Origin of the sequence: Adlercreutzia caecimuris B7 (assembly GCF_000403355.2) — a bacterium.
Lineage (GTDB): Bacteria > Actinomycetota > Coriobacteriia > Coriobacteriales > Eggerthellaceae > Adlercreutzia > Adlercreutzia caecimuris.
The window spans coordinates 1,990,927-2,013,727 of the sequence record NZ_KE159646.1; the positions used below are offsets into that span (position 1 = coordinate 1,990,927).

Sequence of the window (22,801 nt, forward strand, 5' to 3'; positions counted from 1 at the left end):
GATATGCGGCTTACGGCACGCTTGCCCTAGGCGGGCCTCACGGGAATGCGGAGAACCGTTTTCAGGCGCTCGGGGACAACCCGTCGCGGATCCGAGAGGTAGATCTCGTGGTGGAGGCGCTTCTCACTTTGGTCGAACCGCAGGCCCTCCGACTCGGCATAGCTTTTCAGCGCGTCGATCGTCGCAGGCTCGTCGTCGTAGGACCCAATGTGCATGCACTGTACGCAGAGCCCCTCGCCCACCGTGATCATTTCCACCTTCGAGAAGTCAGTTTTTTTCTTGCGCGTGGCCTCCTGCACTGCCCAGTCGAACACGGCGGGCGTTACGAACTCGGGCAGCCGGATGCAGCTTATCCACTCAAGTTCGGCTTTGCGCTTCGGGTCCAGCTGCTCGATGGGCTCCGGAAAAGTCCAGAAGCCTTCCAGCGGCGGAACGACGTAGGGCGCATACCCCTCGATGTCGTAACCCGACTTGGGTGACATCTTGATGGTGAAGGAGATGCCGTAGAGCATCTGGAGGGCACGCTGGTATTCGCCGTCTTCTTCGTTCGGATCCCCTTTACCGCGCACCGCCACATAGTTGATCGGCGGCATCTCTATGAGAGCCGGCTTCTTCGACGGCTGATAGATGTCCTTGTACTCTTTCTTGTAGTCGAACGGCATGGGACTCCTCGCTCCTTACGTGATGGTTGCTGCTGACTATCAGCTCGCCGTCGGCGAACGCGGCCAGGGGCCTTAGGCCTTGACCACGGGAAGCCAGACCTCGCTTTTGCTGTCCGGTGCGGTCATGGCCGGCGTGAAGTACCTCTCGACGTCGGTGCCCGAGGCCCACTGGTACCCAGAGGCCGGCAGCCACTCGGCGAGGATGCGATGCCACAGCTCGTTCATGGCATCGGGCATCGGCCCGACGCACTCGAAGACCGCGTAGGTGGCCGCCTCGACGACGCGCTCCCCCATGCCCTCGGGGCACGGTTGGCCTGTGGCCACGCAGGCCATGTAGCAGTCGAACTCGCCGTCGTCGCAGAACTGGACGCCCAACAGGCCCGCAGGCTCGCTGCCGTCCATCAGGCTCAGCACCTTGTGGACGTCCGCCCCGATCTTAGCCCAGTACTCGGTGGCCTTCGCCCCGGCGCTCTCGACGTCCCATGTCCCGTTATCGGACGGTATCCCGACCACGCGGAAAGACGGCTGCTCGATGATCTTGTAGTCCATTGCCTCTTCTCCCTTCACGGATAGCGTGAACGCGAGGCGTGGGTGGAGCTTGAGCGTAGTGCCGGGCAGGCGCGCCTCACTCGGCGACGCGCCGTGCACGCTTCGAAACGCCCTGCTGAACGACGTCGGAGAGTCGTACCCGTACCTCAGGGCCACGTCTATCACCTTCGCATCGGTTGACGCAAGGTCGTATGCGGCGCTCGTCATCGCCCGGCGCCTGACGTACTCCGAAAGCGTCACGCCCGCCAGGTAGGGGAACATCCGCTGGAGCTGGTACTGGGAGCATCCGGCGATGCGGGAGAGCTCCTTCAGGTCGAGCGTCCCGTCCAGGTGCTCCTCAACGTAGCCCATGGCTCGGTTCAAGTTCTCAAGCTGGCTCATCCACGCCTCCTTTCGCATCCAGGTTACCGGGCAGGAGAAGGCGCGTCCTCTCATATCCCGTGCGAGTATTGGCTGGGCGCGACCACGCATCACGCCCGAACCGGCAGCATAGCTTAACATTGCAAAGCATGCAGAAGAAACCCTAGGCATCGCGCCCCAAAGGGCATATCCTTGCGCGATGGTTATACTTGAAGGAGTCTAATCTGTTCGGAAGGGGAGGAAGATGGGCGTAGCCAGAAGCCGACGAGTAAGCTTGATCGCCTTCTGCGCGCTGTGTGTGGCCCTCTACGCTTATGGTGTCGCCTCCGCTCCATGCATACCGAGCCACATCGAGGGCATCGCCCTGCCACTTGATTTCATGGTGGGGATACCACTTGGCTTCTATCTTCTTGTGGTTAGGCCGAGAAGGCTCACGCTGCTCTCGGTCGTTCCCGTTATTTGGATCGGCTATGCGCTGAGCGTGCTCGCACTCGGATCGCCAAACGCAGGCATCCTACCGGCCCTGCTCTCCGCGCTGATTCCCGTGGAGCTCGCCGTCGCCGTGAGGGAATGCCTGAAAATCACTCGCACCTTCAAGGCTGCCAAAACGGAGAGCTCCGATCCCATGGTCTGGTTCAGGGAGACCATGCTCTACCTCGTCCGCAAAGACGTCGCCGCTAACATGACGGCGGCCGAGCTGGGCGTTTGGTACTACGCGCTGCTTTCGTGGCGAAAGAAGCCCTACGTGCTGCCAGGCGAGCGGGCGTTCAGCTACCATAACGCCGGCGGCTACATGAACATGATGCTCGGACTCGCGCTCGCGTTCCCCGTGGAGATCGTCGCGGTACACCTCCTGGTGTCACAGTGGAGCGTTCCAGCCGCTATCGTCGTTACGGCGCTTTCCGTCTATGCGGCTATTTGGCTCGTGGGCGACGCGCGCGCTCGCATACTGCGCCCTATTGCGGTTGGGGAAGGCTCGGCGCGTCTGGAATGCGGCATTCAGATGGAGACCGTCATCCCCGTCTCTCATATCGAGATGGTCGCGCTTTCGGATAACGAAATCGGGCATGTTGAGGAATCGGACAGGCTCAACTACGGCGCGTTCTATCGTCCGAATGTGTGGTTGGCGATGCGGAGCCCCGTTGAAGTTCGGACACTTCTGGGCACGAAGCACGTGCGCGCCGTCGGTGTGAGCGTTGACGACCCAAAGGCATTTGCCGCCGCGATTAAAGAGGCCGCGAAATGAGACGTCATAACTTGATACAAACCAATCGTTGAGGGGTCGAAGCGAATGCCCAGCGACTTGAACAGCTGCTCCTCTGCGGTTGGCGCAAGCTCGAAGGCGTCGACCAGGGGCCAGGGCGACTGGAAGGTGTGCACCCAGGCGCAAGCGAGCTGGAAGGCGACCGAGATGATCGCGTATCTCAAGACCAAATCGATGGCGCTCATACGGAGACCTCCTCTTCCCCCAGACGGCGCATGACCGCATCAAACCTTGGGTTGCCACGAAGCGTGCCCCAGCTCTCGTTCGATGTGATGCTGCTCACGAAGGACGAGCGTAGCGATGCCGCAGCCTCCCCTCGCGCCTCGTCCGCCTTCTCGTCTCCGTTCCGCCACAAGAACTCGTCGACAGGCTTGAAGAAAGGCGGGTTCTGCGGGTTCTCAAACGTCTCGCAGCAGCGCTCCAGGTCTTCGACGAACCGTTCCAGCTCGGCCAGCGCGCGGTCGCTATCCCCCGATTCCACGAGCTGCGTCGCCAACGCGATCCGAATGATTGGGACAAGCGTTGGGAAGAGCGCCGCAAACCCATCCGGCGCTTGAATGGCCGCCGCGAGAACAAGGATATCTTCGAGTTCCTCGGCGCTTACACCCTCGACCCCGGCCAAAGCCTGCGCGCAGCTGGCAACTTCGAGGAGCGAGAAGAGGAGCTGGCGCTTGAGCGCGATCTCGGCCCTCTTCGAGTTCCCTGCTCTTATGGCAATGCCTGCGAGAATGATTGCGGCCATGTTCGGCTTGGCGGGAACCATCTTTTCGATGAGTTCGTCTGCCTGGCCCTCCCTCCCCTCGGACGCGAGCAATATGCAGAGCGCTTGCAAGACGAAGTCTGTGGAGGGGCCGTCTGGATCGAGCTGCAGCACGCGGCGCAAGATCCTCTCAGCGAGATCGGCCACGCGCGATGTGGGTTCGGGGCAATTCGCCTCGTCTGAGATGCTCGGCTCTATCGCTTTCACATAGAGCGCGAGGCCGACAGCCTTGAGGAGCTCAGGATCGGACCAGTATCGGGCAGACTGTCGCTCGGCATACGTGGCAGCCTGGGCAGGATCCTCCGCAAGCAGCGCTTGCAGCCACTCCGTGACCTCTTCCCGCTTTTCCTCGCTTGCCAGGGGTTCGTACCCGAACAAGTCGTCCAAGGTTACAGAGAATAGGGAGGCTATCTGGGGCACAAGGGCGATGTCGGGCAAGCTCTGGCCGCATTCCCATTTCGATACGGCCGCTTTCGACACGCCGAGTCGGCAGGCAAGTTCCTCCTGCGTAAGATGGTTGCGGATGCGCTCTTCTAGGATGCGCTCGGATAAAAGGGAACGGTTCATCGGTTGTCCTTTCGACACCTTCAATTATCTCCGCACTAAGAAATCGCAGCAAGCGAGAGCCGATTGACTTTGCCCGCCGTTAAATCAACCGACGGTTGACTGCCGCTCTTGTAACGCGATTTTGCGACGGCCGGGCCGAAAGCATCAGCGCAGTAAGATCTTCTGGACGAAAAAGAACCGGGCTTGCCTACCAGTTTGCCACTAGGCTATAGTTTACAATCATGCTGAATATGTATTAGAATATCAGCGTGATTGTAAAATGATTACCAAATACGACAAGACACTGAATTCTATCCTCGAAGCCAACGCGGGGATCATAACCTCTGCCGAGGCGCAAGAGGCAGGGGCTACGCGCCCGGCCTTCTCCGACTACGTCCGCAGACACGGCCTTGAGCGAACATCGCGTGGGGTCTACATTGATCCTGATGTATTCCCAGACGAAATGGCGCTCCTCCAGAAGCGCTTCCCTAAAGCCGCGTTCTCCCATGAATCGGCGCTCTACCTGCATGACCTGACCGACCGCGAGCCGATTCCAGTCTCGGTCACGGTTGACTCGGGCTACAACGCCGGCCCCCTGAAGGCCCAAGGCGTGCGCATCTACTACACGAAGCCGGAGTGGTACGAGATGGGGCTCGCGGAGGTCGAAACGCCGAGCGGTGCCAAAGTGATGGCCTACGACAAGGAGCGCACTATCTGCGACCTCATCCGCAAGCGTACCGCTTTCGATCCGGCAGTGTTCCGACAGGCTATTCGCGATTATGTGCGGTCAAGGGACAAGAACCTCGCACGCCTGTCTGACTACGCGCGCGCGATGAACATAGAATCCCGCGTTTACGAGGTAATGGAGGTGGCACTGTGATCACGGGAGCCCGGAGAATCAAAGACCTCATCAGGAACCGCGCCAAAGGAGATGGCGCCACGGCACAGATGCTCCTTCGTCACTACGCCATGGAGCGCCTGCTTGAGAGACTGTCCGTGTCCGATTATCGCGATGACTTCGTCATCAAGGGAGGCATGCTCGTGGCCGCTCGACCGGAGCGACGAGATGATAGACCTGCTTGCGCAAAGCGAGATGATGGAGGGGCACTGGAGCCGATATCAGGCGGCAAACGCCTTCGCTGAGTCAGTCAGTTGGCAAGACGCGCTCGCGTCTCTTCGCGCGTTGGCCAACGCGGTCAAGGACGCCAAAACTGCCGACTAGCCGTTTTCACGAAGAAATACCAGTTCAGAGCTAATGGGACAATTTGTCTCAGTGGAAAGAGGAAAGACCAGAATGTCTATCAACGAGTACATCGCCAAGCAGTTCGCCAACCCCCGTGGTATAGGCGGGCGCATCGTTATGGCCGTCATGAACCGTCAGAACGCGCAGATGTACGAAGCGACAGAGAGGCTCCTTCGTCCTCGAAACGACGACATCATACTTGACATAGGCTGCGGCAACGGGATCATGTTGGAGCGGATCGCCCATGCGTGTGATTGCCATTTGATAGGAACCGACATCTCGGAAGATGCGCTTGAGATCGCGAAACGTCGGCTTGCCGGAACGAACGTGGAGCTCCTTCGCTGTCCGGTTGACGATACGCCACTCGAAGACGCAACAGTCGACAAGGCTCTAACAATCAACACGATTTACTTCTGGGAGGATCTGGCGTCGGGCTTCGAGGAGATTGCTCGCGTGCTCAAACCCGAGGGCATCTTCATCAGCACTCATTACACGAACCGAGCCCTCGAATCCTACTCTCACACTCAGTTCGGCTATAGGATGCGTACGGAACAAGAGGTTGTTTCGGCTGCGGAGATTGCGGGCTTTACCGTTCAAATCAAGTCCATCATGGACGGAAGGGCGTATTGTGTTGTAGGCAGGAGGCAAGCGTGAGCGAGGATTTGCGATTCGCCGACAGGGGCGAGTTCAGAAAATGGCTGCAAGGCAATGCATCTTCCGACGATGGTGTCTGGCTCATCTTCGGCAAGGCAGGAGGCCCTAAGACGCTCAAGGCATCGGAAGCCCTGGAAGAAGCGCTCTGCTTTGGCTGGATCGACGGGCAGATGCAGAAGATCGACGACGTCTCTTATCGCAAGTACTTCTCTCAACGTAGGCTCAACAGCAAGTGGTCTGAGAAGAACAAGAAGCTCGTAGCCGAGCTTGAGAAGCGCGGACTCATGACTGAGCATGGGCGCTCGAAGATCGAGGAAGCGAAGGCCAACGGACAGTGGGATGCTCCGAAGGCTCCTGGCATCACCGACGAGGACATCGAGCGTATCGCGCAGATTCTTGAGCCCTATGAGAAGGCGCACGCGAACTTCCTCGGTATGTCGCCTTCGGTGAGGAAGACCTACACGAGGGCCTACCTTGATGCAAAGACCGACGCTGGTCGCGAGAAGCGTCTCGCTTGGATGGTTGACAGGCTCAATCGAAACCTGAAGCCGATGTAATCGGCAAAGAAATGCACCCAGGGAAGTAAACGGGGCCCCTAGAGCAAGCCGGATCCGCTTCGGCTGCGCAAGGGGCTCGGCCATCGCAGGGCGGCGTCGGGCATGGTATAGTTTTGCCTTAGTTTGCGACGATCAGGCGAGGGGATATGCATGCGTAGGCAGCGCTACTCGACATCTATGGGCGACATCGTGTACTGGGTTTCGCGCTCCGAAGAGAGCGAGAGGCCCTGGCTCGTATTCTTGCCGGAGCTCACCGCTGATCATCGGCTGTTCGAGAAGCAGACCGACTACTTCGCCGGCAAGGCGAACCTGCTCGTATGGGACGCCCCCTCCCATGGAGAGTCGCGACCCTTCGCCCTCGACTGGAGCCTGGACGACTTGGCCCGCTGGCTGCACGACATCTTGGAGCAGGAGGGCATCGTGCGGCCCATTTTGATCGGCCAGTCCATGGGCGGCTACCTCGCCCAGGCGTACCTGGATCTCTTTCCCGGAGAGGTGGCCGGATTCGTCTCGATTGACTCGTGCCCCCTGCAGCGCAGCTACTACAGCGGGTGGGAGCTCGCGGCACTTCGTCACACCAAACTCATGTATCTCTCCATCCCCTGGAAGGCACTGGTGGCGCTGGGCTCGAGCGGCACCGCTGCATCCGAGTACGGGCGCGCTGTCATGCGCGAGATGATGCTCGACTACGAGAAGCGAGAATACTGCGAGCTGGCCGCTCACGGGTACCGCGTGCTGGCCGATGCCGTTGATGCAAATCGGCCCTACCGCATCGATTGCCCGCTTTTGATCTTATGCGGCGAGAAGGACGGCGCGGGCTCGGCTAAGCGCTACAACCGCGCATGGGAGAAGCGCGTCGGCAGTCCCGTCCACTGGATCGAGGGAGCCGGCCACAACTCGAATTGCGACAAGCCCGATGCCGTGAACGCGCTGATCGAGCACTACGTCCTCGCTCGCTACGACGGCGATTAAGCGAAGGGAGAAATCATGTCGCTGGAGAAGGCGCAAGAGCATCTTGCGAAGTTCGGCAAGGCCGATGCGGTGATGGAATTCGACACATCGAGCGCCACGGTGGAGCTGGCGGCTGCAGCCGTGGGGTGCGAGCCCGCGCGGATTGCGAAGACCCTCTCCTTCGCCGTCGGCGACCGCGTTGCCCTGGTGGTGTGCGCGGGAGATGCCCGCATCGCCAACCCGAAGTTCAAGGCGCAGTTCGCCACGAAGCCGAAGATGCTGAGCCCCGATGAAGCCGAGGCGCGCATCGGACACGCAGTGGGAGGCGTGTGTCCCTTCGGCGTGAACGAGGAGTGCGACATCTACCTGGACGAATCCCTCAGGCGCTTCAGCACCGTGTTCCCCGCCTGCGGAAGCTCGAACAGCGCCATCGAGCTTTCCCCCGGCGAGCTGGAGGAGATCACCGACGGCACCTGGGTAGACGTCTGCAAGCTTCCCGAGTGACGGAGCCGTTTGCGGCAGAGGGCCCGGCTGTTCTTGCTGGAGGTTTGCGAAAACAAGAAAAGTTGCTGCGCGCAAGCCTCGACTGCCACAAGGTGCCCGCATAAACCTGGCCCGCCCTCGTCGCGGAATGCTATAATCGTGGCACCTTGTCATTCAGCGGAGCCTTTGGCAAGTTCCGCTTCGAGTTAGGTTAGGTTTGATGAAGAACTAGCGATGCCCATTCGGGCGCCCCTTCGACCATTTCCGCATTCCCGGTCGCGCTTTCAGGGTGCCGCATCGCCTTTGCTTCTTCTTCCCAGAACCGACATACCGCGAGCCTCACCTCGGCGCGACCTCCTTCCCAAGGAGCTCGCCATGCAACTGAATCTCACCTCCATCAGCTACACCTATCCCGGCGGTACTGCGCCCGCGCTTACCGATGTGAGCGCCACTTTTCCCGTTGGCTGGACGGGCATCATCGGCGACAACGGGTGCGGCAAGAGCACCCTCGCCCGCATCGCCGCGCGCCTTCTTCAACCCGATGCCGGTTCGGTGAGCCCGCAGCTGTTCTCCGCCTACTGCCAGCAGGACTCCACCCAAGCGCCGCCCAACCTGGCCGACCTCGCGTCGGATTGGGGTCAGGACGGCCAACGTATCCGGCGGCTTTTGCACTTGGAAGACGAGTGGTTCTGGCGCTACGAGACGCTCTCGGGCGGCCAGCGGAAGCGACTCCAAATCGCCTGCGCTCTCTTTACGAGCCCCGACGTGCTGGTCATGGACGAGCCGACCAACGACTTAGATGCCGTGACGCGCGACGTTGTGAAGGGAGCGCTTTCTAATTTTGGCGGCATCGGCATCCTCATATCCCACGACCGCGATCTGCTGGACAGCCTCGTCGGCCAGAGCCTGGTGTGCGAGAATCGCCGCTGGGTGATGCGCCCGGGCGGCTACTCGAAGGCCAGTTGCCAAGCGGAAAGCGAGAGGGCCTCCGCCCTTCGCCAGCGCGAAAAGGCCGCACATGAGGCAAAGCGCCTGAAAGCAGAGGCGCAACGTCGAAGTGAGGAGGCTGCCCGGCAACGGGGCAGGCGGAGCAAGCGCAACCTGGCCAAGGGCGACAGCGACGGCCGCGAGAAAATCGGGCGGGCCATCGTCTCCGGAAAAGACGGCGTTGCGGGAAGGCTCTCGGCAACCATGGACCGGCGGCTCGCCCAAGCCGAGGGGGCTCTTGCGGGGCAGTTCGTCGCAAAGCGCTATGAGCACCGCATCAGCGTATTCGGCGAGGCAACGCGAGCGCCGTTCGTGGCCCACTTGGAAGCGAAGGCCCTGCGCGCGGGCGAGTTCGCCATCGAGGTGCCGGAGCTTTGGATTGGACCGACCGAGCACGTGGTGCTGACAGGCGAGAATGGCACGGGCAAGAGCCTGGTCGTGCGCGCGGCGCTTGCATCGGCTCCCGAAAGCGTCCGCATGGCCTTCGTGCCCCAGGACGTCGGAGTTGGCGAGCGCGAGCGCGCGCTGGGCCAACTCCGCGAGCAATCCCCGGAGCGGCGCGGTCGCATCCTTTCCATTGTGGCTCAGCTGAACTCAGACCCCGACAGGCTGCTCGATGGCGACGATATGAGCCCCGGCGAACTGCGCAAGCTCCTGCTCGCCGAGCAGCTGGTGCAAGAGCCGAACTTCCTCGTGCTGGACGAGCCCACCAACCACCTGGACGTGGGCTCCATCGAAGCGCTCCAACGGATGCTCGCGGATTTCCCCGGTGCGGTTCTCCTCGTCACCCACGACCGGCAGCTGGCCGACGCAGTCACGCAAACTGCCTGGCACACGGAGCGATGCGACGGCATTGCCAAACTGTGCGTTCGCTGAGCACGCCCCATCGTCCAGAGCGAGCGAAGTGTGATTTCATTTGCAGCATCCTTGCGGGGCGTTGCGCCGGACCGTTAGGCTATCATCTTTGAGCGAGCCAATGAGAAGAGAGAAGCCATGGGCCGCAGCCACCTGTACCTGGTTACCGACCTGGTAGGGTTCTACGAGAAATGCGGCTGGGAGTACGTGGGCGAGGTGAACGAGCTCGACGGCGGCCCAATCCGCCTCTACGGCACCAGCGCGCTTCCGCATCGCGAACAGGGGAAGTAAGCGCCCCTCGGGCACGGAGCAGTCGAAGTTTTACTGTCGTTTGCTGTTTTGTCAAGGGAGCAGCAGCATAGGAGGACGGCACTTCACACCAAGCTCGGACTCTCGGAAAGCCCTCGCGTCTGAAACACCTACAAGTGCCGAAGGCTGGTGCGGTAGCTCCGCAGGCGTTCCTCGCCGATGTCGGTGATAATGGCGTCGAGAGCCGTGAGGATCTGCTCCCGCTGCTCGGGCAAGCGGCCCTGCAGCATCACCGGGTTGGAAGCGCCCAGCATGGCAAACTCAGCCGGCGCGGCAAGGGCGCCCACCAGCTCCTTTACCTCCTCGTACTTCTCCACCTCGGCCGCTTCTTGCCAGTTGCCGGCGACGATTTCCCGGTGCAGCTCGGAGTTCTCGTATACCGTGAGCATGTTGGCACCGATAAGCCACGGATGCGTGCGGTTCACCACGGCGGCCGTACGCCGGGCGCTCTCAAGCCCGCGCCCCTTCCCCGCAATGCCCACCAGGTAGAAAAAGGCGTAGGAGATGCCCGCCGCATCGAGCCGGGCGCATTGCTCGACGATGTCGCGGGCCCCATAGCCCTTGTTCATGAACGCGAGCGCGTCATCGTCCCCCGTCTCGATCCCCAAAGTGAGGCCGTCGTAGCCGGCCGCCGCCAGCTCGGTCAGCTCCGCATCGGTCTTTCGCGCCACATCGGTTATGCGCGAGAAGCATCCGATGCTTCGGCACTCCGGAAAGTACTCGTGCACCAGACCGGCTATCTCAAGCAGCCCCTTCGCCTTGAGTCCGAAGGGATTAGCGCCCGCCAGGAAGATGCGCTCGCAGCTCGCCCGCCGCGTTTCGAAGAGCCGCTCCTCGGCCTTGCGCAGCGGGTCGTGGTACCAAGTCTGCGCTTCCAACAGATCGGCCTCGATATGCTCGATTGGGGATGGCCTGAACTTGAACGGCAAATCGGCGTAAAGCGTGCAGAACTTGCAGGCATGGTGGGTGCACCCCGCCGTGGCCTCGATGATGAGCGAATCCGCCTCGTAGGGCGGCCGCCAGATAGTTCCCGTGTAGTGCATAGCTCGCTTCCTTTCCCTTAACTGCCCGCCGGCAGTCCCGCTGTATGCTGCTATCATGGGAGAAGAGCTACGAACCGTGAAGTACTGTCTTTTTCTGTAGTGCATAAAGGAGGAGCCCATGGCGCAAAGGCGCGGCGAGGAGATCGAGCGCTGCCGATCGGTCTCGACCATCCAGCGCATGATCGGCGGGAAATGGAAGATAGAGATCCTCTTCTACATCGCCTTGAAAGACGTGCGCCACTTCGGCCAGCTGCGCCGCTGCATCGGCAATATCTCCGAATCCACGCTCTCCAAGCAGCTCAAAGAGCTGGTCGAAGACGGCTTCCTCGCCCGCACGGACTTCGGCGAGGTGCCCCCGCGCGTCGAGTACGCCCTCACGCCCCGAGGCGAGAGCTTCGTTCCCATTCTTCTGGCCATGAAGCAGTGGGGAGAGGCCGAGCTGGGGCTGTAGATGAGGTGCCGGGCTTAGGGGGCAGCCGGGCTGCATCGAATGGGCGGCGGGAACCCGACGATGACGACGTTGCGCCGAGAGAAGGTTTCAGCGCAACAAAACGTTGCTTGAATGAGGATGTCCGCCCAGCCAGAATGAAGTCAGTTCCGAAACTGAGAGAAAAGAGGCACTCATGCCGTTCAAGGAAACGCTCGTCGAGGCGCGCGAGCAGCGCGGAATGACCCAGCAGGAACTCGCCAGCAAGCTCTACGTCACGCGGCAGGCGGTATCGCGCTGGGAGAACGGCGAGACCGAGCCGTCGGTGGATATGCGCAAGCTGATCGCGACGGTGCTCGACATCCCCGCGATCCGGCTCTTCGACATCGACACGACACAGCTGTGCCAATGCTGCGGGACCCCCTTCACGGTGCCCAACATGCCCCGCGGCACCGAAGCCGACGGTGCAGAGAACCCGGATTACTGCCAGTGGTGCTACGATAGCGGCCAATTCGTGTACCAAAGCGAAGACGAGCTGATCGAGAAAACGACCCCCTTCCTCATGGAGGCGACTGGCATGTCGCAGGACGAGGCCGTCTCGTTCATGGGCGTTATCGTCCCCCACTTGAAGCACTGGCAGCGATAGGGCGTCCTCAAAGCGACAGGCGCTCCACCATCGCGCTCAGCGATGCGCACATTATCGTGGGATTCTCGGCGGCAAGAGCTTCCGCGGGGAACATGCCCCAGAGGGCGGCCACCGTGGCGCAGCCAGCAGCGTTGCCGGCCTGGATGTCGAAAGGGCTGTCGCCCACATAGAGGCAGCGGGTCACGTCGAGCCCCATGAGCTCGCAGGCACGCAGCAGCGGCCCGGGCGCCGGCTTGTGCTCGGGCCAATCGTCGGGGCCGATGAGCACGGGGAAGAACTCGGCGATGCCGCTCATGGCCAGCCCTCGCTCGGCCAGGGCGTGGCGCTTCGACGTGACCACCGCCATCGGAATGCCCGCGGCCCGCATGCGCTCAAGGGCCACGCGCGTGTCGGGAAAGGCCCGCACCTGCGCATCGTGCACGGCCACGTTGTGCTCGCGGTAGGTCGTCAGCAAATGCTCGGCCAAGGTCTCGTCGCCTTCCGCAAAGCCGACCATCTGATCGCGCAGGGGCGTACCGACGCCGGCCATGAGCGCATCGTCGGGCAGGTCGCGCCCCAGCACGTCGTTGATGGTGTAGCGCATGGAGGTGAGAATAATATCGTAGGTGTCGATCAGCGTGCCGTCGGCATCGAACAAAATGCCCTGGATATCGTTCATGGAAGCCTTTCCGCGGTGAGGCCGATGGGATTAGTAGCCATTGTAGAGCAGTTGGCATGCAGGTCTCGGTGGAAGTGCGCTGTTTGGTAGACTCTAAGCAATTGACATCAGTCATCAGACAAGCAACGCACCACGCAGCACCGACCAATGACTGCATACGAAAGGGCGACCAGCATGCAGCAAACGAAGAAACGGAAGAGATCGACCGAAACGAGGCTGGGAAACCAGGTGCGACACCACCGAGGAATACCTTGCCGCTGCCAACGCCGTTATTGCCAATCCGGCCTCACTTCACAAGCTGCAAGCCGAGGACGGCGACGACCTCTACTTCCTGGAAAGCACCGGCGAGTTCGTCGTGGTCTCCCCCGCCGGCTACATCCGCACCTACTGCCTCACCGACCGCGACTACTTTGACCGGCAGTGAGATGCACCGGGCCTCTCCCACTGAATTATTTTGCTTGTAAGGACAAAGTTTATTGCCCTAGCTGTACAGTGCGTCGCGTAGCAGGGCGAACAATGTCTCGTCGAGGGGTTTTTTGCGGCGCGCAGCATCCAGCATGGTCTCCCACACGAGATCGCACACGCGATCGGGGGCAAGCGCGCCCACGAGCTTCTTCCGACAGATGGCAGGATCACGCTCGAGAGCCATTTGCAGCCCCTGGCGCACATGGGCGAAACTCGCCGCCTCACGACGGCGTGCCCCGGCCAAATCATAAGACCCGAGCGCAGCAAGCCCCTCAAGAAAATCGGACCGGAACTCCTCCAAAGCCCGACCTACCTCACCGGACAGTTGACGGCAAAACGCCACGAAGTCGTCGTGCTCGAACTCTGCCGAACTACATGGACTGGAGCTATTAGCACTTTCCGCCTCCTCGCCCCCATTGGCCATGGCCATGCAGCCGGAAAGAGCCCGTTGCCAGAACCGGCCCACTACATCGTTGACCAAATCGGACTTTGTGGGGTACGAATTGTACACTGTACCCACCGCCACCCCACACGCCGTCGCAACAGCCCGAATGCTCAGCGCACCCAAACCCTGCGTGGTGGCAATCTCGTAGGCTGCACCCAAAATCTGATCTTTGCTGATAACAGGGCGATTCCCCATGACCTGTCCTTTCCAGCATACCAACATGAACAGTGCTCATTATGAATGTCCGCGGCGTAACAAGTCCGTGAAAACCTTGCGAATCCGCACAATCGCCCTTGCCCTCGCTGTCCGCTGCTCCTATCATGAACATTGTTCATTAATGAACATCGTTCATGATAGGAGCTTGGCGCTCTTATGCCTTATCTGAGAAAGGAGATTCATGTCCCCCGAGCTTATTGTTTCCACCGTGGCTATTTCGCTGGCACTCCTCTTCTATACGTGGGGCGTTTTCGGTGAACGCCGTCACGGTTCGCTTAACTTGAAGTACGTCCTGCTATTCTGGGCAGGCCTTGCCTGCGATACCACCGGCACCCTCATCATGAGCAACATCGCCAGTCAATCGAACGCCACCGGCTTTGGTATCCACGGCCTCACCGGTGCGCTGGCCATCGTGCTCATGATCGTGCACGCGCTGTGGGCCACTTTCACCTATCTGCGCGGCAGCCAGCAGGCGCGCCGTCGCTTCCATACCTTCAGCACCGTCGTGTGGCTGCTGTGGCTCGTGCCCTACATCATCGGTATGCTCGTGGGTATTCCGGCCATTCATCTGAAAGCCGTCTGCGCCATCGGCACGGCCATCGTGGTGGTGGGGCTTCTGGCCGTCTACCTGTTCGCCCGCGATCGCAACGACGACAGGCCGCGCCCGCGGGGCCATGGTCACGGCCCCGCGGCATCCCGCTAGCCGACAACAGGGCCGTACGCTTCATTGCGCAAGGCCACGGCAGCGCAGGCAAGCACTGCCGTTCAGCAGCCTGCGAACAGTGTCGCAGAACGGACATCGCCTTCGCCCTCGCCATCTGCGCTATCACCTTCAGGATGTCGGGACGTCTATCTGCCGCCACCTGAGGGGGGGCGAAAGCGTACCTATCCTCCGCCATCGGCCGCAGCTGTTCCTTCAAGGAGGCAGACGCCGTAGAGAAAACGGGGGAGCTCGCAGGGGAGATAGCGCGAGACCGTCAAGGGACTCTCTGCGAAGCTGCCGCCTTCCTTCTCCCAGCGGCTGCTCGCCTCCCCCAAGCGACCGGCCGCCTCGGTTCGGGCATGTTCCACCAGCTCCCGAAGAGCAGGATTGCGGTACAGGGTGCTACGAGATACCCCTGCCCGCTGTGCCACCTGGTAGAACGAGGGCCTCCTCCCCTCCTCCGCCAGGGAGGCCACCGCATCCCGCACGCGCTGCTGCACCTCCCAGCTGCGCGCCTGCCGCGATACCGAAAGCACTTGGGGACAACATTCCGGCGTTCCCATGATCCCCTCCTTTGAACACAAACATTTGTTCTTTTCAGGAAGGTAGTCTAGCTGAAAAAATATTTCTCCCTGACCCCATCGCGGGACACAGAGACGCTTTGCTGATTGTAGAAGACCCACAGAACCATCGCCCCAGGTGAGACGCTATTCCCCACCAGACCGTTGCCAGCCTGTCGCCCGAGCTACTTCACCGTGATCTTGCACTTATAGGTCTTGCCGCCCACCTTTGCGGAGATTTTGGCCGTGCCCTTCTTCTTGGCCGTCACCTTGCCCTTGCTGTTCACCTTAGCCACTTTTTTGTTAGACGACGACCACTTCACCTTCCCCTTCGCCCACTGCATCTTCAGCTGGATGGTGTGGTTGGCGCCTTTCTTCTTCGTGAGCGTGGCCTTCGTCATGTTCAGCGCCGGCTCCGCGCAGGGGCGGCCGATGAACTTCACATAGGTGCCTGTAGGATCTTCCGGGTAATTCCGCAGGTAGATGTCGTGCTTCTTGCCGCCGCCGGTTGAGAGCACCATGCCCGCGCCCACATACAAGGTGGCATGATCGATATTGCGGTAGCGCTTGTTCACCCCTGCGTAGTTTGTCTGCGTGTACACCGTGTCGCCGGCCAGCAGCCGCGATGCCGGAACGCCCTTCTTCGCCACGCACTTTTTCTGTCCGTTCAGCCACTTTGCCTGATCAGCCGCCGGAAGCGCCCAGCTTTTCGCCGAAGTGCCTCCCAGCGCAAAAATCTTGCGCTTCAGAGACGTGTCCCAAAAGCAGCGAGACACAAACGAGCTGCAGTCACGATAGTTCTTGGCCATACGCTTGGCCTGGCTGTACGTTATTTTCGCATTCGCATCGGCAAAGCCGTTCTTCACCGCCTTGTAGGCCTTCTTGTACGTGCAGTCCACGGGAATGACCACGTCAACAGGGCCGAATGTGCCGCGCACCTCGCAGGCGCCCAAGCCCTTGTAGCTTATCTTTCCCCGCGCGCTTACCTTCGCCACCGCCGTATTCGAGCTCTTCCACGTACCCTTCGGCAGACCGCTCACCTTGGGGGTGGCGGTAAGACCCGGGTACAAGACGTAATTGAAACCGGTGAAGGAGCGTTTTCCCAGATCAATATCGAATACGCGCACGTTCAACGTGCCGGATACCACCGTGCCGTCGTCGCACGGCGCCTGATAGCTGATCGTGGTGGTTCCCACCGCGCAGGCCGTGATCACGAGGGAGGCGCTCGTGGAATACCACCACGGGCTCCGTACGGCGACCGTGGCCACAGCGGGATTGCTGGATACGGCCGTTACGTCGCCATCGACCTGTCGATCCCCGACATCCAGGGAAACCTCGTAGAGCCCCGAATCGCCGCGAATCACATACACCGTACCCGAAGCAGCGTCTTGCGTGTAGTAGGACTCGCCCAGAAGCTGCATGGCCGCATCATCCGCAACGGCATAGGCTTGCTGGGCGAAAGCGCCCATGGCCGCCACAATGGCGAGCATGATGCCGGCAAGGGCAAACGCGACGGCACAGGTATTCCCGAAAGGCAGACGAGTTCGAATAGGCTGCATGTCTTCCCCCTTCTCATTGGTTGACATGCATTCTACCTGACCGGAAGCGACTCATCCAGAACTGAACGAGCCAGCGGCGCCTCCCTGCCCCAATACCGTGAGGGCGGCCCCTTCCCGAAGCCGCCCCCACTCTCAGATGACGTTTCCCTCGCCCTTCAGGGCGCCTCCCTCTCTGGCGCGACGCGCTACTTCCCCAGCAGTTTCTGGCAGAGCACTGCAAACGCGCACACGCCCAGGGCGAAGATGCCCACGGTCAGCACGACCTCCGGCACCGTGGGGGCATACACGCCCATGATCGCCCACATATCGGCAGCACCCCCGGTCTGGGCCGCCGCGCTGCCAAGGGTGATGCCCGGGCCGCCGACGATGTTGGGCGTGGCGAACCCGGTGAACATGAGCCAGCAGCGCTTGCAGAACACGCCGGCCACCACGAGCACAGCCGCCACGCCCACGATCTTCATGTTGCGGCGGTTCTTCGCGAACACCAAGAGGCAGAAGGGAATCACCAGGCCGCACACCACTTCGAACCAGAAGAAGGGAGCCGTGCCGCCGAACAGCAGCGTGTTCACCACGGCCAGGCCGCCCTCGGTGCCGTTGTAAGCCGTTGTGAGTATCTCGCAGCCGATGAAGTAGGCGTCCACGGCGATGCAGGTGCACAAAAGCCCCGCCAGACTCGTGATCAGCTCGTTGGGCGTCTGGAACACGCCGCGCGCCCGGAGGCCGAACAGGGCAAGCACCAGCAGAGCCAGGCCAGAGTCCAAAGCCGAGGCCACGAAGATGGGCGCCAAAATGGCAGTGTGCCAGGCCTCGCGGGCAATTTCCAAGCCGAAGATCCACGCGGTCACGGAGTGCACGAGGATGGCCACCGGCAGCGCGAAGCGCGACACCACCGCCACCTTCGCCGGATCGGCCTTCGCCGAGCACATAAAGTACAGGTACACCAGATTAATGACCAGGTACAGCGTGATAACGATCATGTCCCAGGCCAGAGGCGACATGAAGTTCAGCCCCGTCACCATGCGCCAGATGCGCTGGATACCGCCGAGGTCCACGAGCACGCAGACTCCCGCACAGCAGATGCACACGAGCGACAGGATGACAGCCGGCAGCGCCACGGCCTTGTACTTCTTAATGCCGAAGATGGAGGCCGACGAGGCCACAATGAGGCCGCCGGCGGACAAGCCGACGAAGAACATGAAGCAGGTGAGGTAGAGCCCCCAGCTCGTGGAGTTGTTCATGCCGGTTATGCCGAGCCCGAACATCAGCTGGTAGACGTACACGCCGGCGCCCACGAGGGCCAGCACGCCCGACCCGACGACAAGCGGGTTTTTCATCAACGAAGTCATAGCGCAATCCCCCTAGCGAACGTAGAAAACCTGCGGGCGCGTGCCCTTATCTTCCAGCAGAACCTCGGCGCTGCCCTCGCGGCGCAGGCGCGACACGGCGGAATCTGGATCGTCCAGATCGCCGAAGATGCGCGCATCGCCGGGGCAGCAGTGCACGCACATGGGCACCTCGCCCTCGTCGGTGCGCTCCTTGCACAGGGTGCACTTCTCCATCACGCCGCGGCTGCGCTCGGGCACCCGCGCATCCCCATAGGCAGCCCCCGTGGCACGCACGGGCTCGTTCCAGTTGAACGTGCGGGCGTTGTAGGGGCAGGCGGCCATGCACATACGGCAGCCGATGCACTTGTCGTAGTCGATCTCCACGCGGCCCATATCATCCTTGTAGGTGGCGCCGGTGGGGCACACCCGCTCGCAAGCCGGGTTCTCGCAATGCTGGCACGCCAGGGGCAGGTAGGTGCGCGTGAGGTGCGGGTAGACGCCCTCGGCGCCGTCGAACTGCTCGCAGCCCTCGGTCAGCACCCGGTTCCACAGCATTCCGTCGGGCACGTTGTTCTGCATCTTGCAGGCCACCGCACAGGTGTTGCAACCAATGCAGCGGCGCAGGTTGATGCCGATGGCAAGCTTCGTCATGGCTACTCACCAGCTTTCTTGATCTCGATGAGCGTATCGTTGTAGGGAATCATGGGGCCGAAGGGCAGCGCGTAACCGCGCTCGTTCAGCGTATCGTTGGACACCGCCTGCATAATGGTGCCGTCCAGGTACTGGCGGTAGGTGCTCTCCACCATGAAGGCGCTTTCGGGGCGCACCGACTCGTTCAGTCGCAGCACGGTGCGGAAGGAACCGCGGTCGTTGAACACCTCCACCGCATCGCCGTCCTCCAGACCGCGGGCGGCGGCATCCACCGGGTTCAGCTCGATATGGGGCTCGCTCACCTCCTGAATCCACTTCGCACCCGAGTAGGCCGAGTGCACGCGGAAACGGGAGCGGGCCTGGTTGAACTGCAGCGGGTACTTCTCACGCAGCGGGTTTTCCGGATAGGCCTCGCACGGCTGCTCCCAAGCGGGGAACGCCTGGCCGAATTGCAGCAGCGCCTCGTAGTAGGGCTCCTGCTTGCCCGATGCCGTTCCGTAGGTGAAGCCCACCTCGGGCGCAATGAGGTCCTCCGACCCGATGAGGCGCAAAGCGCCCCCGGCTTCCTGGAGCTTCTCCAAGGTGAAGCCGGCCACCTGCGGGTCGTCGGTAGTCAAAAGCGCCCGCGCGTACTCCTCGCCGTCGGCCGGGAACACGTCTCCCAGTCCCATGGCCTCGGCGATGCCCTTCTCGATGTAGAAGTCCGACTTGCTCTCGAACAGCGGATCGAGCACCTTCAGGTTGGCCAGAATATGGGCGTTGGCGCACTTGATGCCGCCCACGGCGTCGGCGCACTCGAACTTGCTGCACGAGGGCAGCACCAGATCGACGAAGTCGGTCACCGAGCTGTGGTAGATGTCGGCCAGGCACACGAAGTCGAGCGAGTCGATCCACTCCAGGGTCTTGTTCCAGTTCGCGGCCTTCTGGGTGGGAATGTCGCCGAAGAACATCGCGCCGTGGATGGTATCGCCCTTGACCACATCGTAGAAGCCCTGGGGGCTGGGCGCCGGCGCCATGCCCTCGGGAAGCGGCCAGGCACCCAGGTGCGCCTCGTAGGGCGTCACGTGGTAGCCGTAGATGCCGCAGCCGGTGCCGCGCTTGCCGTAGTTGCCCGTGAGCGAGGCGATGAGCGCGTAGCAATGGCCGGCGACGTCGTTGTTGCCGAACTTGTCGATGCCACCCACGCCGTTATCGATGATGGAGGGACCGGCCGCGTACTGGGTGGCCACGTCGGCCACGAGATCGGCGGGAATGTCGCAGGTGGCGGCGGTCCATTCCAAGGTGTAGGGCTCCATGTCCTTCCGCAGGCGCGTGAACTGGGTGAGGTAGCGCGTGCCGTTAACGGTGAACTCGCCTTCCAGGGCGGCAGCGACGCCCGCGGTCTCCTGGGGCACCGCCGCGTTCGCGTTCTTGTCCCACACGTAGAAGGTCTTCAACTCCACCGGCTCGCCGGTCTCGGGATCGGTGCCCGGCGTCACGTCCACCAGGCACGCGCCCGTTTCCGCATCGATGAGGAACGGCAGCGACGTGTGGGCGAGCACGTGCTCGCGATCGAACAGGTCCTCGTCCAGGATGTACTTCGTCATGCCAAGGAAGAACGCCGGGTCGGTGCCGGCCCGCAGGTTCACCCACTGGTCGGCCTTGCCCGCCGTGGGGCTGAAGCGCGGGTCCAGGCAGATGAACTTCGTGCCCGCCTCCTGCGCGTCCAGCATACCGCGCGACCAGGTGAGGCTCGTCTCCACCAGGTTCGTGTTGGCCAGAATGACCACGGCGGCCTCCGGCCACTCCCAGATGGTGTTCTGCGCGAACATGCCGATCCAGGGCGAGAAGGCCATGATCTGCCCGTTGCCCTGGCCCATGTCGTAGCCGTTCATGCCGCCGGCCTGGGCCCCCAGCACGCTGGCCAGAAGCGGTGGGAAGCGCTGCGAGGCCTCGGTGGAGAACTGGATCCACAGGGCATCCTTGCCGTATTTGTCCTGGATGGCCTTGAAGTTCTCGGCGATCATCTGGAAGGCCTCCTCCCAGCTGATGGCCTCGAACTCGCCGCTGCCCCGCTCGCCCACGCGCTTCATGGGGCGCTGGATGCGCGCCTCGCCGTAGATGTTCTGCACCTCGGAAAGGCCCTTCAGGCACACGTTCTGGAAACGATGGTCCTCGTTGGGCCGCGGCTGGATCATCGCGAGCCGCCCGTCGCGCACGGTGCACTGCAGCATGCAATTGCACAGGCAGTGCTCGTTGTGGTAGGTGAAGGCCTGCGTCTCGCCCGCCGATCCCGCGGCCGGCGAGCCAGCTGCCTCGGCGATGCCCGCCAAACTCGCGCCCGTGAAGCCGACCGCACCGACGGCAGCGGCGGTTTTCAGGAAACTGCGGCGGCTGAGCACGCCGCTCCTCGGTTTCTGCTCCATGGTATCCTCCTGCTCTTCTCGTACCCGTCTTTAGCCGCTCGCGCCTTCCCCAAGGCCAGCGGCGATTCCTGGGTGCAGTCTACGAAGCGTCAACAGGGAAATCACTGCCCATTTGAGAGAGAGCGGGGCTTATACCCCATTTTTGGAAATGTGGGCATTAACGAGATCGCCGAAACGGCGTTATACCCGCTAAGATACGAACAACGAGAAGAAGCAGGGCCGCGAGGAGGGGACGATGGTCGATAGGAAAAGCGATCTGCGCGTCGTGCGCACGCGCAACGCCCTGCGCGGGGCCTTCGAGGAGCTGATCGCCGAAACGACCCTCGACAAGATCACCGTGAAGGCCCTCACTGACCGCGCCGGCATCAACCGCAAGACCTTCTACCTGCACTACGAGACCATCGAGGCCTTCTACGACGAGATCATGAACGGCATCATGGACGAATTCTTCGCCTACTACGAGAAGACCCCCGACGATCCGTGGGATATGGACGGCCACGCCCGGCGGTTCTTCCGCTACCTGGCCGCCCAGCCGCCCATGATCGAGCGGCTCGTCTGCTCGCCGAGCTTCTACGACTTCGGCGAGCGCATCTACGCCACCCAGATGAACCGCTACCGCGCTTTCGCCGACGAGCTGTTCTGGCGCGAGGGCATCACGCCCGACCAGGAGGAGCTGGTCTGCGCCCTCATCCGCAACATGGCCCTGGAGTGCTATCGCGAATGGGTGCGCGCGGGGAAGGTGGTGCCCGTGGAAGATGCCGCCCAGCTGCTGGGGTCCATGACGCTCCACAGCGTGGAGCACTTGATGAGCCCGCGGCCCGAGGCATCCTAGAACAGCGACAGCTGGTCGGGGTCGGCGGAACGCTTCGGGCGCTGTGCGGGCACGGGCTCCTCCGCGGATACAAGGGGAACGGGCGCGTGGCGGCCAAGCAGGGCGCGGGCATCAGCGGCGCCGTTCAGCCACACGAGTGCCTCCGGGGCCGTGAGCGACAGCGGCATGCGCGTGTGCACGGCGCCCACCACGGCATCGGGCTCGCAGGTCACCAGCACGAAGCGGTCGCCCAGGCGCAGGCCGGCTAGCAGCAGCGCCTCGCTTCCGCGGGCGGAAAACCGGTACTGGGGGCGCCGACCCGAGGGCGCGTCCACGTTCCGCGTCTCATAGAAGGCGTGCACCGGCACGATGCAGCGGGCCTGCTCCATGGCCTTATGCCACAGGCCCGAACCGCCCAGGGCCGACTCGATGCGCGCGTTGAATACGAGCCCTCGCTTCCAGGGTACTTCCACACCCCAGGCCAGATCGGCGCGCGCAAGTTCGTCGCCCTCCGCGATGATGACCGGGCTTTCCGCGCCCGGATAGCAGTCGATAGCCTCAAGCGGAATGTCGGCGGGGCGCCCGAACGACAGCGGAGGCACCGACGCCACGCCCGCCCCAAGCGCCGCCGCGCGGCGCACCGCGTACAGCCAATCCACCACCGCATCGGCCTCTTCCCCGCTCACCATCTCAAACCGGTGGCACAC

25 protein-coding genes are annotated in these 22,801 nt (G+C 62.2%); 13 read left to right on the forward strand and 12 right to left on the reverse strand.

Features of this window, described 5'->3' with window-relative positions:
* Positions 1-26: 26 nt before the first annotated feature.
* Both C811_RS12100 and C811_RS12105 read right to left on the reverse strand, forming a co-directional pair.
* Positions 27-662, reverse strand: coding sequence for a GyrI-like domain-containing protein (locus C811_RS12100; RefSeq protein WP_016309925.1), 636 nt, complete (start codon positions 660-662; stop codon positions 27-29).
* A 72-nt stretch (positions 663-734) separates the two neighbouring features.
* Positions 735-1,592 (reverse strand): AraC family transcriptional regulator, encoded by an 858-nt coding sequence (locus C811_RS12105; RefSeq protein ID WP_016309926.1) that lies wholly within the window; start codon positions 1,590-1,592, stop codon positions 735-737.
* Between the two features lie 223 nt (positions 1,593-1,815).
* Between C811_RS12105 and C811_RS12110 the strand changes: the two genes are divergently transcribed.
* A complete protein-coding gene (locus C811_RS12110; RefSeq protein WP_016309927.1) occupies positions 1,816-2,817 on the forward strand; it encodes a hypothetical protein in 1,002 nt (333 codons plus the stop codon).
* 199 nt (positions 2,818-3,016) lie between these two features.
* Here C811_RS12110 and C811_RS15945 read toward each other — a convergent pair whose 3' ends face one another.
* A complete protein-coding gene (locus C811_RS15945) occupies positions 3,017-4,162 on the reverse strand; it encodes a helix-turn-helix transcriptional regulator (RefSeq protein WP_016309929.1) in 1,146 nt (381 codons plus the stop codon).
* 259 nt (positions 4,163-4,421) lie between these two features.
* Here C811_RS15945 and C811_RS12120 point away from each other — a divergent pair, with 259 nt between their 5' ends.
* From C811_RS12120 to C811_RS16695, 8 genes are all read left to right on the forward strand, one after another.
* Entirely contained in the window at positions 4,422-5,021 is a 600-nt protein-coding gene (locus C811_RS12120; RefSeq protein ID WP_016309930.1) for a type IV toxin-antitoxin system AbiEi family antitoxin domain-containing protein, read from the forward strand.
* A gap of 186 nt (positions 5,022-5,207) precedes the next feature.
* Positions 5,208-5,363, forward strand: a complete 156-nt coding sequence (locus tag C811_RS16690) for a hypothetical protein (RefSeq protein WP_022926585.1) — start codon at positions 5,208-5,210, stop codon at positions 5,361-5,363.
* 72 nt (positions 5,364-5,435) lie between these two features.
* Positions 5,436-6,038, forward strand: coding sequence for a class I SAM-dependent methyltransferase (locus tag C811_RS15950; protein ID WP_016309932.1), 603 nt, complete (start codon positions 5,436-5,438; stop codon positions 6,036-6,038).
* Positions 6,035-6,595, forward strand: coding sequence for a YdeI/OmpD-associated family protein (locus C811_RS12125; RefSeq protein ID WP_016309933.1), 561 nt, complete (start codon positions 6,035-6,037; stop codon positions 6,593-6,595). The genes C811_RS15950 and C811_RS12125 overlap by 4 nt, the downstream gene beginning before the upstream one ends.
* A gap of 150 nt (positions 6,596-6,745) precedes the next feature.
* On the forward strand, positions 6,746-7,567 hold the full coding sequence (locus C811_RS12130; protein WP_016309934.1) for an alpha/beta fold hydrolase: 822 nt from the start codon (positions 6,746-6,748) through the stop codon (positions 7,565-7,567).
* A 15-nt stretch (positions 7,568-7,582) separates the two neighbouring features.
* Positions 7,583-8,050, forward strand: a complete 468-nt coding sequence (locus C811_RS12135; RefSeq protein WP_016309935.1) for a YbaK/EbsC family protein — start codon at positions 7,583-7,585, stop codon at positions 8,048-8,050.
* 354 nt (positions 8,051-8,404) lie between these two features.
* Entirely contained in the window at positions 8,405-9,892 is a 1,488-nt protein-coding gene (locus tag C811_RS12140) for an ATP-binding cassette domain-containing protein (protein WP_016309936.1), read from the forward strand.
* A 117-nt stretch (positions 9,893-10,009) separates the two neighbouring features.
* Positions 10,010-10,162 carry a hypothetical protein gene (locus tag C811_RS16695; RefSeq protein WP_016309937.1) on the forward strand — a complete coding sequence of 51 codons (153 nt, stop codon included), beginning with the start codon at positions 10,010-10,012 and terminating at the stop codon, positions 10,160-10,162.
* Positions 10,163-10,290: 128 nt separating this feature from the next.
* Here C811_RS16695 and C811_RS12145 read toward each other — a convergent pair whose 3' ends face one another.
* A complete protein-coding gene (locus C811_RS12145; protein WP_016309938.1) occupies positions 10,291-11,223 on the reverse strand; it encodes a radical SAM protein in 933 nt (310 codons plus the stop codon).
* Between the two features lie 118 nt (positions 11,224-11,341).
* On the opposite strand from C811_RS12145, the gene C811_RS12150 reads away from it, so the two are divergent.
* Both C811_RS12150 and C811_RS12155 read left to right on the forward strand, forming a co-directional pair.
* Entirely contained in the window at positions 11,342-11,674 is a 333-nt protein-coding gene (locus tag C811_RS12150; protein WP_016309939.1) for a winged helix-turn-helix transcriptional regulator, read from the forward strand.
* A gap of 172 nt (positions 11,675-11,846) precedes the next feature.
* Positions 11,847-12,296, forward strand: a complete 450-nt coding sequence (locus tag C811_RS12155) for a zinc ribbon domain-containing protein (RefSeq protein WP_016309940.1) — start codon at positions 11,847-11,849, stop codon at positions 12,294-12,296.
* Between the two features lie 7 nt (positions 12,297-12,303).
* Here the strand turns inward: C811_RS12155 and C811_RS12160 are convergent, their stop codons facing one another.
* Together C811_RS12160 and C811_RS12165 are read right to left on the reverse strand one after the other, a co-directional pair.
* On the reverse strand, positions 12,304-12,954 hold the full coding sequence (locus C811_RS12160; RefSeq protein WP_016309941.1) for an HAD family hydrolase: 651 nt from the start codon (positions 12,952-12,954) through the stop codon (positions 12,304-12,306).
* A gap of 481 nt (positions 12,955-13,435) precedes the next feature.
* A complete protein-coding gene (locus C811_RS12165; RefSeq protein ID WP_016309942.1) occupies positions 13,436-14,059 on the reverse strand; it encodes a TetR/AcrR family transcriptional regulator in 624 nt (207 codons plus the stop codon).
* Positions 14,060-14,261: 202 nt separating this feature from the next.
* Between C811_RS12165 and C811_RS12170 the strand changes: the two genes are divergently transcribed.
* Positions 14,262-14,783, forward strand: coding sequence for an HsmA family protein (locus tag C811_RS12170; protein ID WP_016309943.1), 522 nt, complete (start codon positions 14,262-14,264; stop codon positions 14,781-14,783).
* Between the two features lie 182 nt (positions 14,784-14,965).
* Here C811_RS12170 and C811_RS12175 read toward each other — a convergent pair whose 3' ends face one another.
* The 5 genes from C811_RS12175 to C811_RS12195 form a co-directional block, all read right to left on the reverse strand.
* A complete protein-coding gene (locus C811_RS12175) occupies positions 14,966-15,346 on the reverse strand; it encodes a DUF6262 family protein (protein ID WP_016309944.1) in 381 nt (126 codons plus the stop codon).
* 182 nt (positions 15,347-15,528) lie between these two features.
* Positions 15,529-16,902, reverse strand: a complete 1,374-nt coding sequence (locus C811_RS16935) for an Ig-like domain-containing protein (RefSeq protein ID WP_016309945.1) — start codon at positions 16,900-16,902, stop codon at positions 15,529-15,531.
* Positions 16,903-17,087: 185 nt separating this feature from the next.
* Positions 17,088-18,248: an NrfD/PsrC family molybdoenzyme membrane anchor subunit gene (nrfD, locus tag C811_RS12185; RefSeq protein WP_016309946.1), complete on the reverse strand. Its 1,161-nt coding sequence runs from the start codon at positions 18,246-18,248 to the stop codon at positions 17,088-17,090.
* A gap of 12 nt (positions 18,249-18,260) precedes the next feature.
* Positions 18,261-18,878, reverse strand: a complete 618-nt coding sequence (locus C811_RS12190; RefSeq protein WP_016309947.1) for a 4Fe-4S dicluster domain-containing protein — start codon at positions 18,876-18,878, stop codon at positions 18,261-18,263.
* Between the two features lie 2 nt (positions 18,879-18,880).
* Entirely contained in the window at positions 18,881-21,283 is a 2,403-nt protein-coding gene (locus tag C811_RS12195; protein ID WP_016309948.1) for a molybdopterin-dependent oxidoreductase, read from the reverse strand.
* A gap of 235 nt (positions 21,284-21,518) precedes the next feature.
* Here C811_RS12195 and C811_RS15960 point away from each other — a divergent pair, with 235 nt between their 5' ends.
* A complete protein-coding gene (locus C811_RS15960) occupies positions 21,519-22,115 on the forward strand; it encodes a TetR/AcrR family transcriptional regulator (protein WP_016309949.1) in 597 nt (198 codons plus the stop codon).
* Here the strand turns inward: C811_RS15960 and C811_RS0103780 are convergent.
* Positions 22,112-22,801 carry an SOS response-associated peptidase family protein gene (locus C811_RS0103780; protein WP_016309950.1) on the reverse strand — a complete coding sequence of 230 codons (690 nt, stop codon included), beginning with the start codon at positions 22,799-22,801 and terminating at the stop codon, positions 22,112-22,114. The two genes, C811_RS15960 and C811_RS0103780, sit on opposite strands and share 4 nt — an antisense overlap.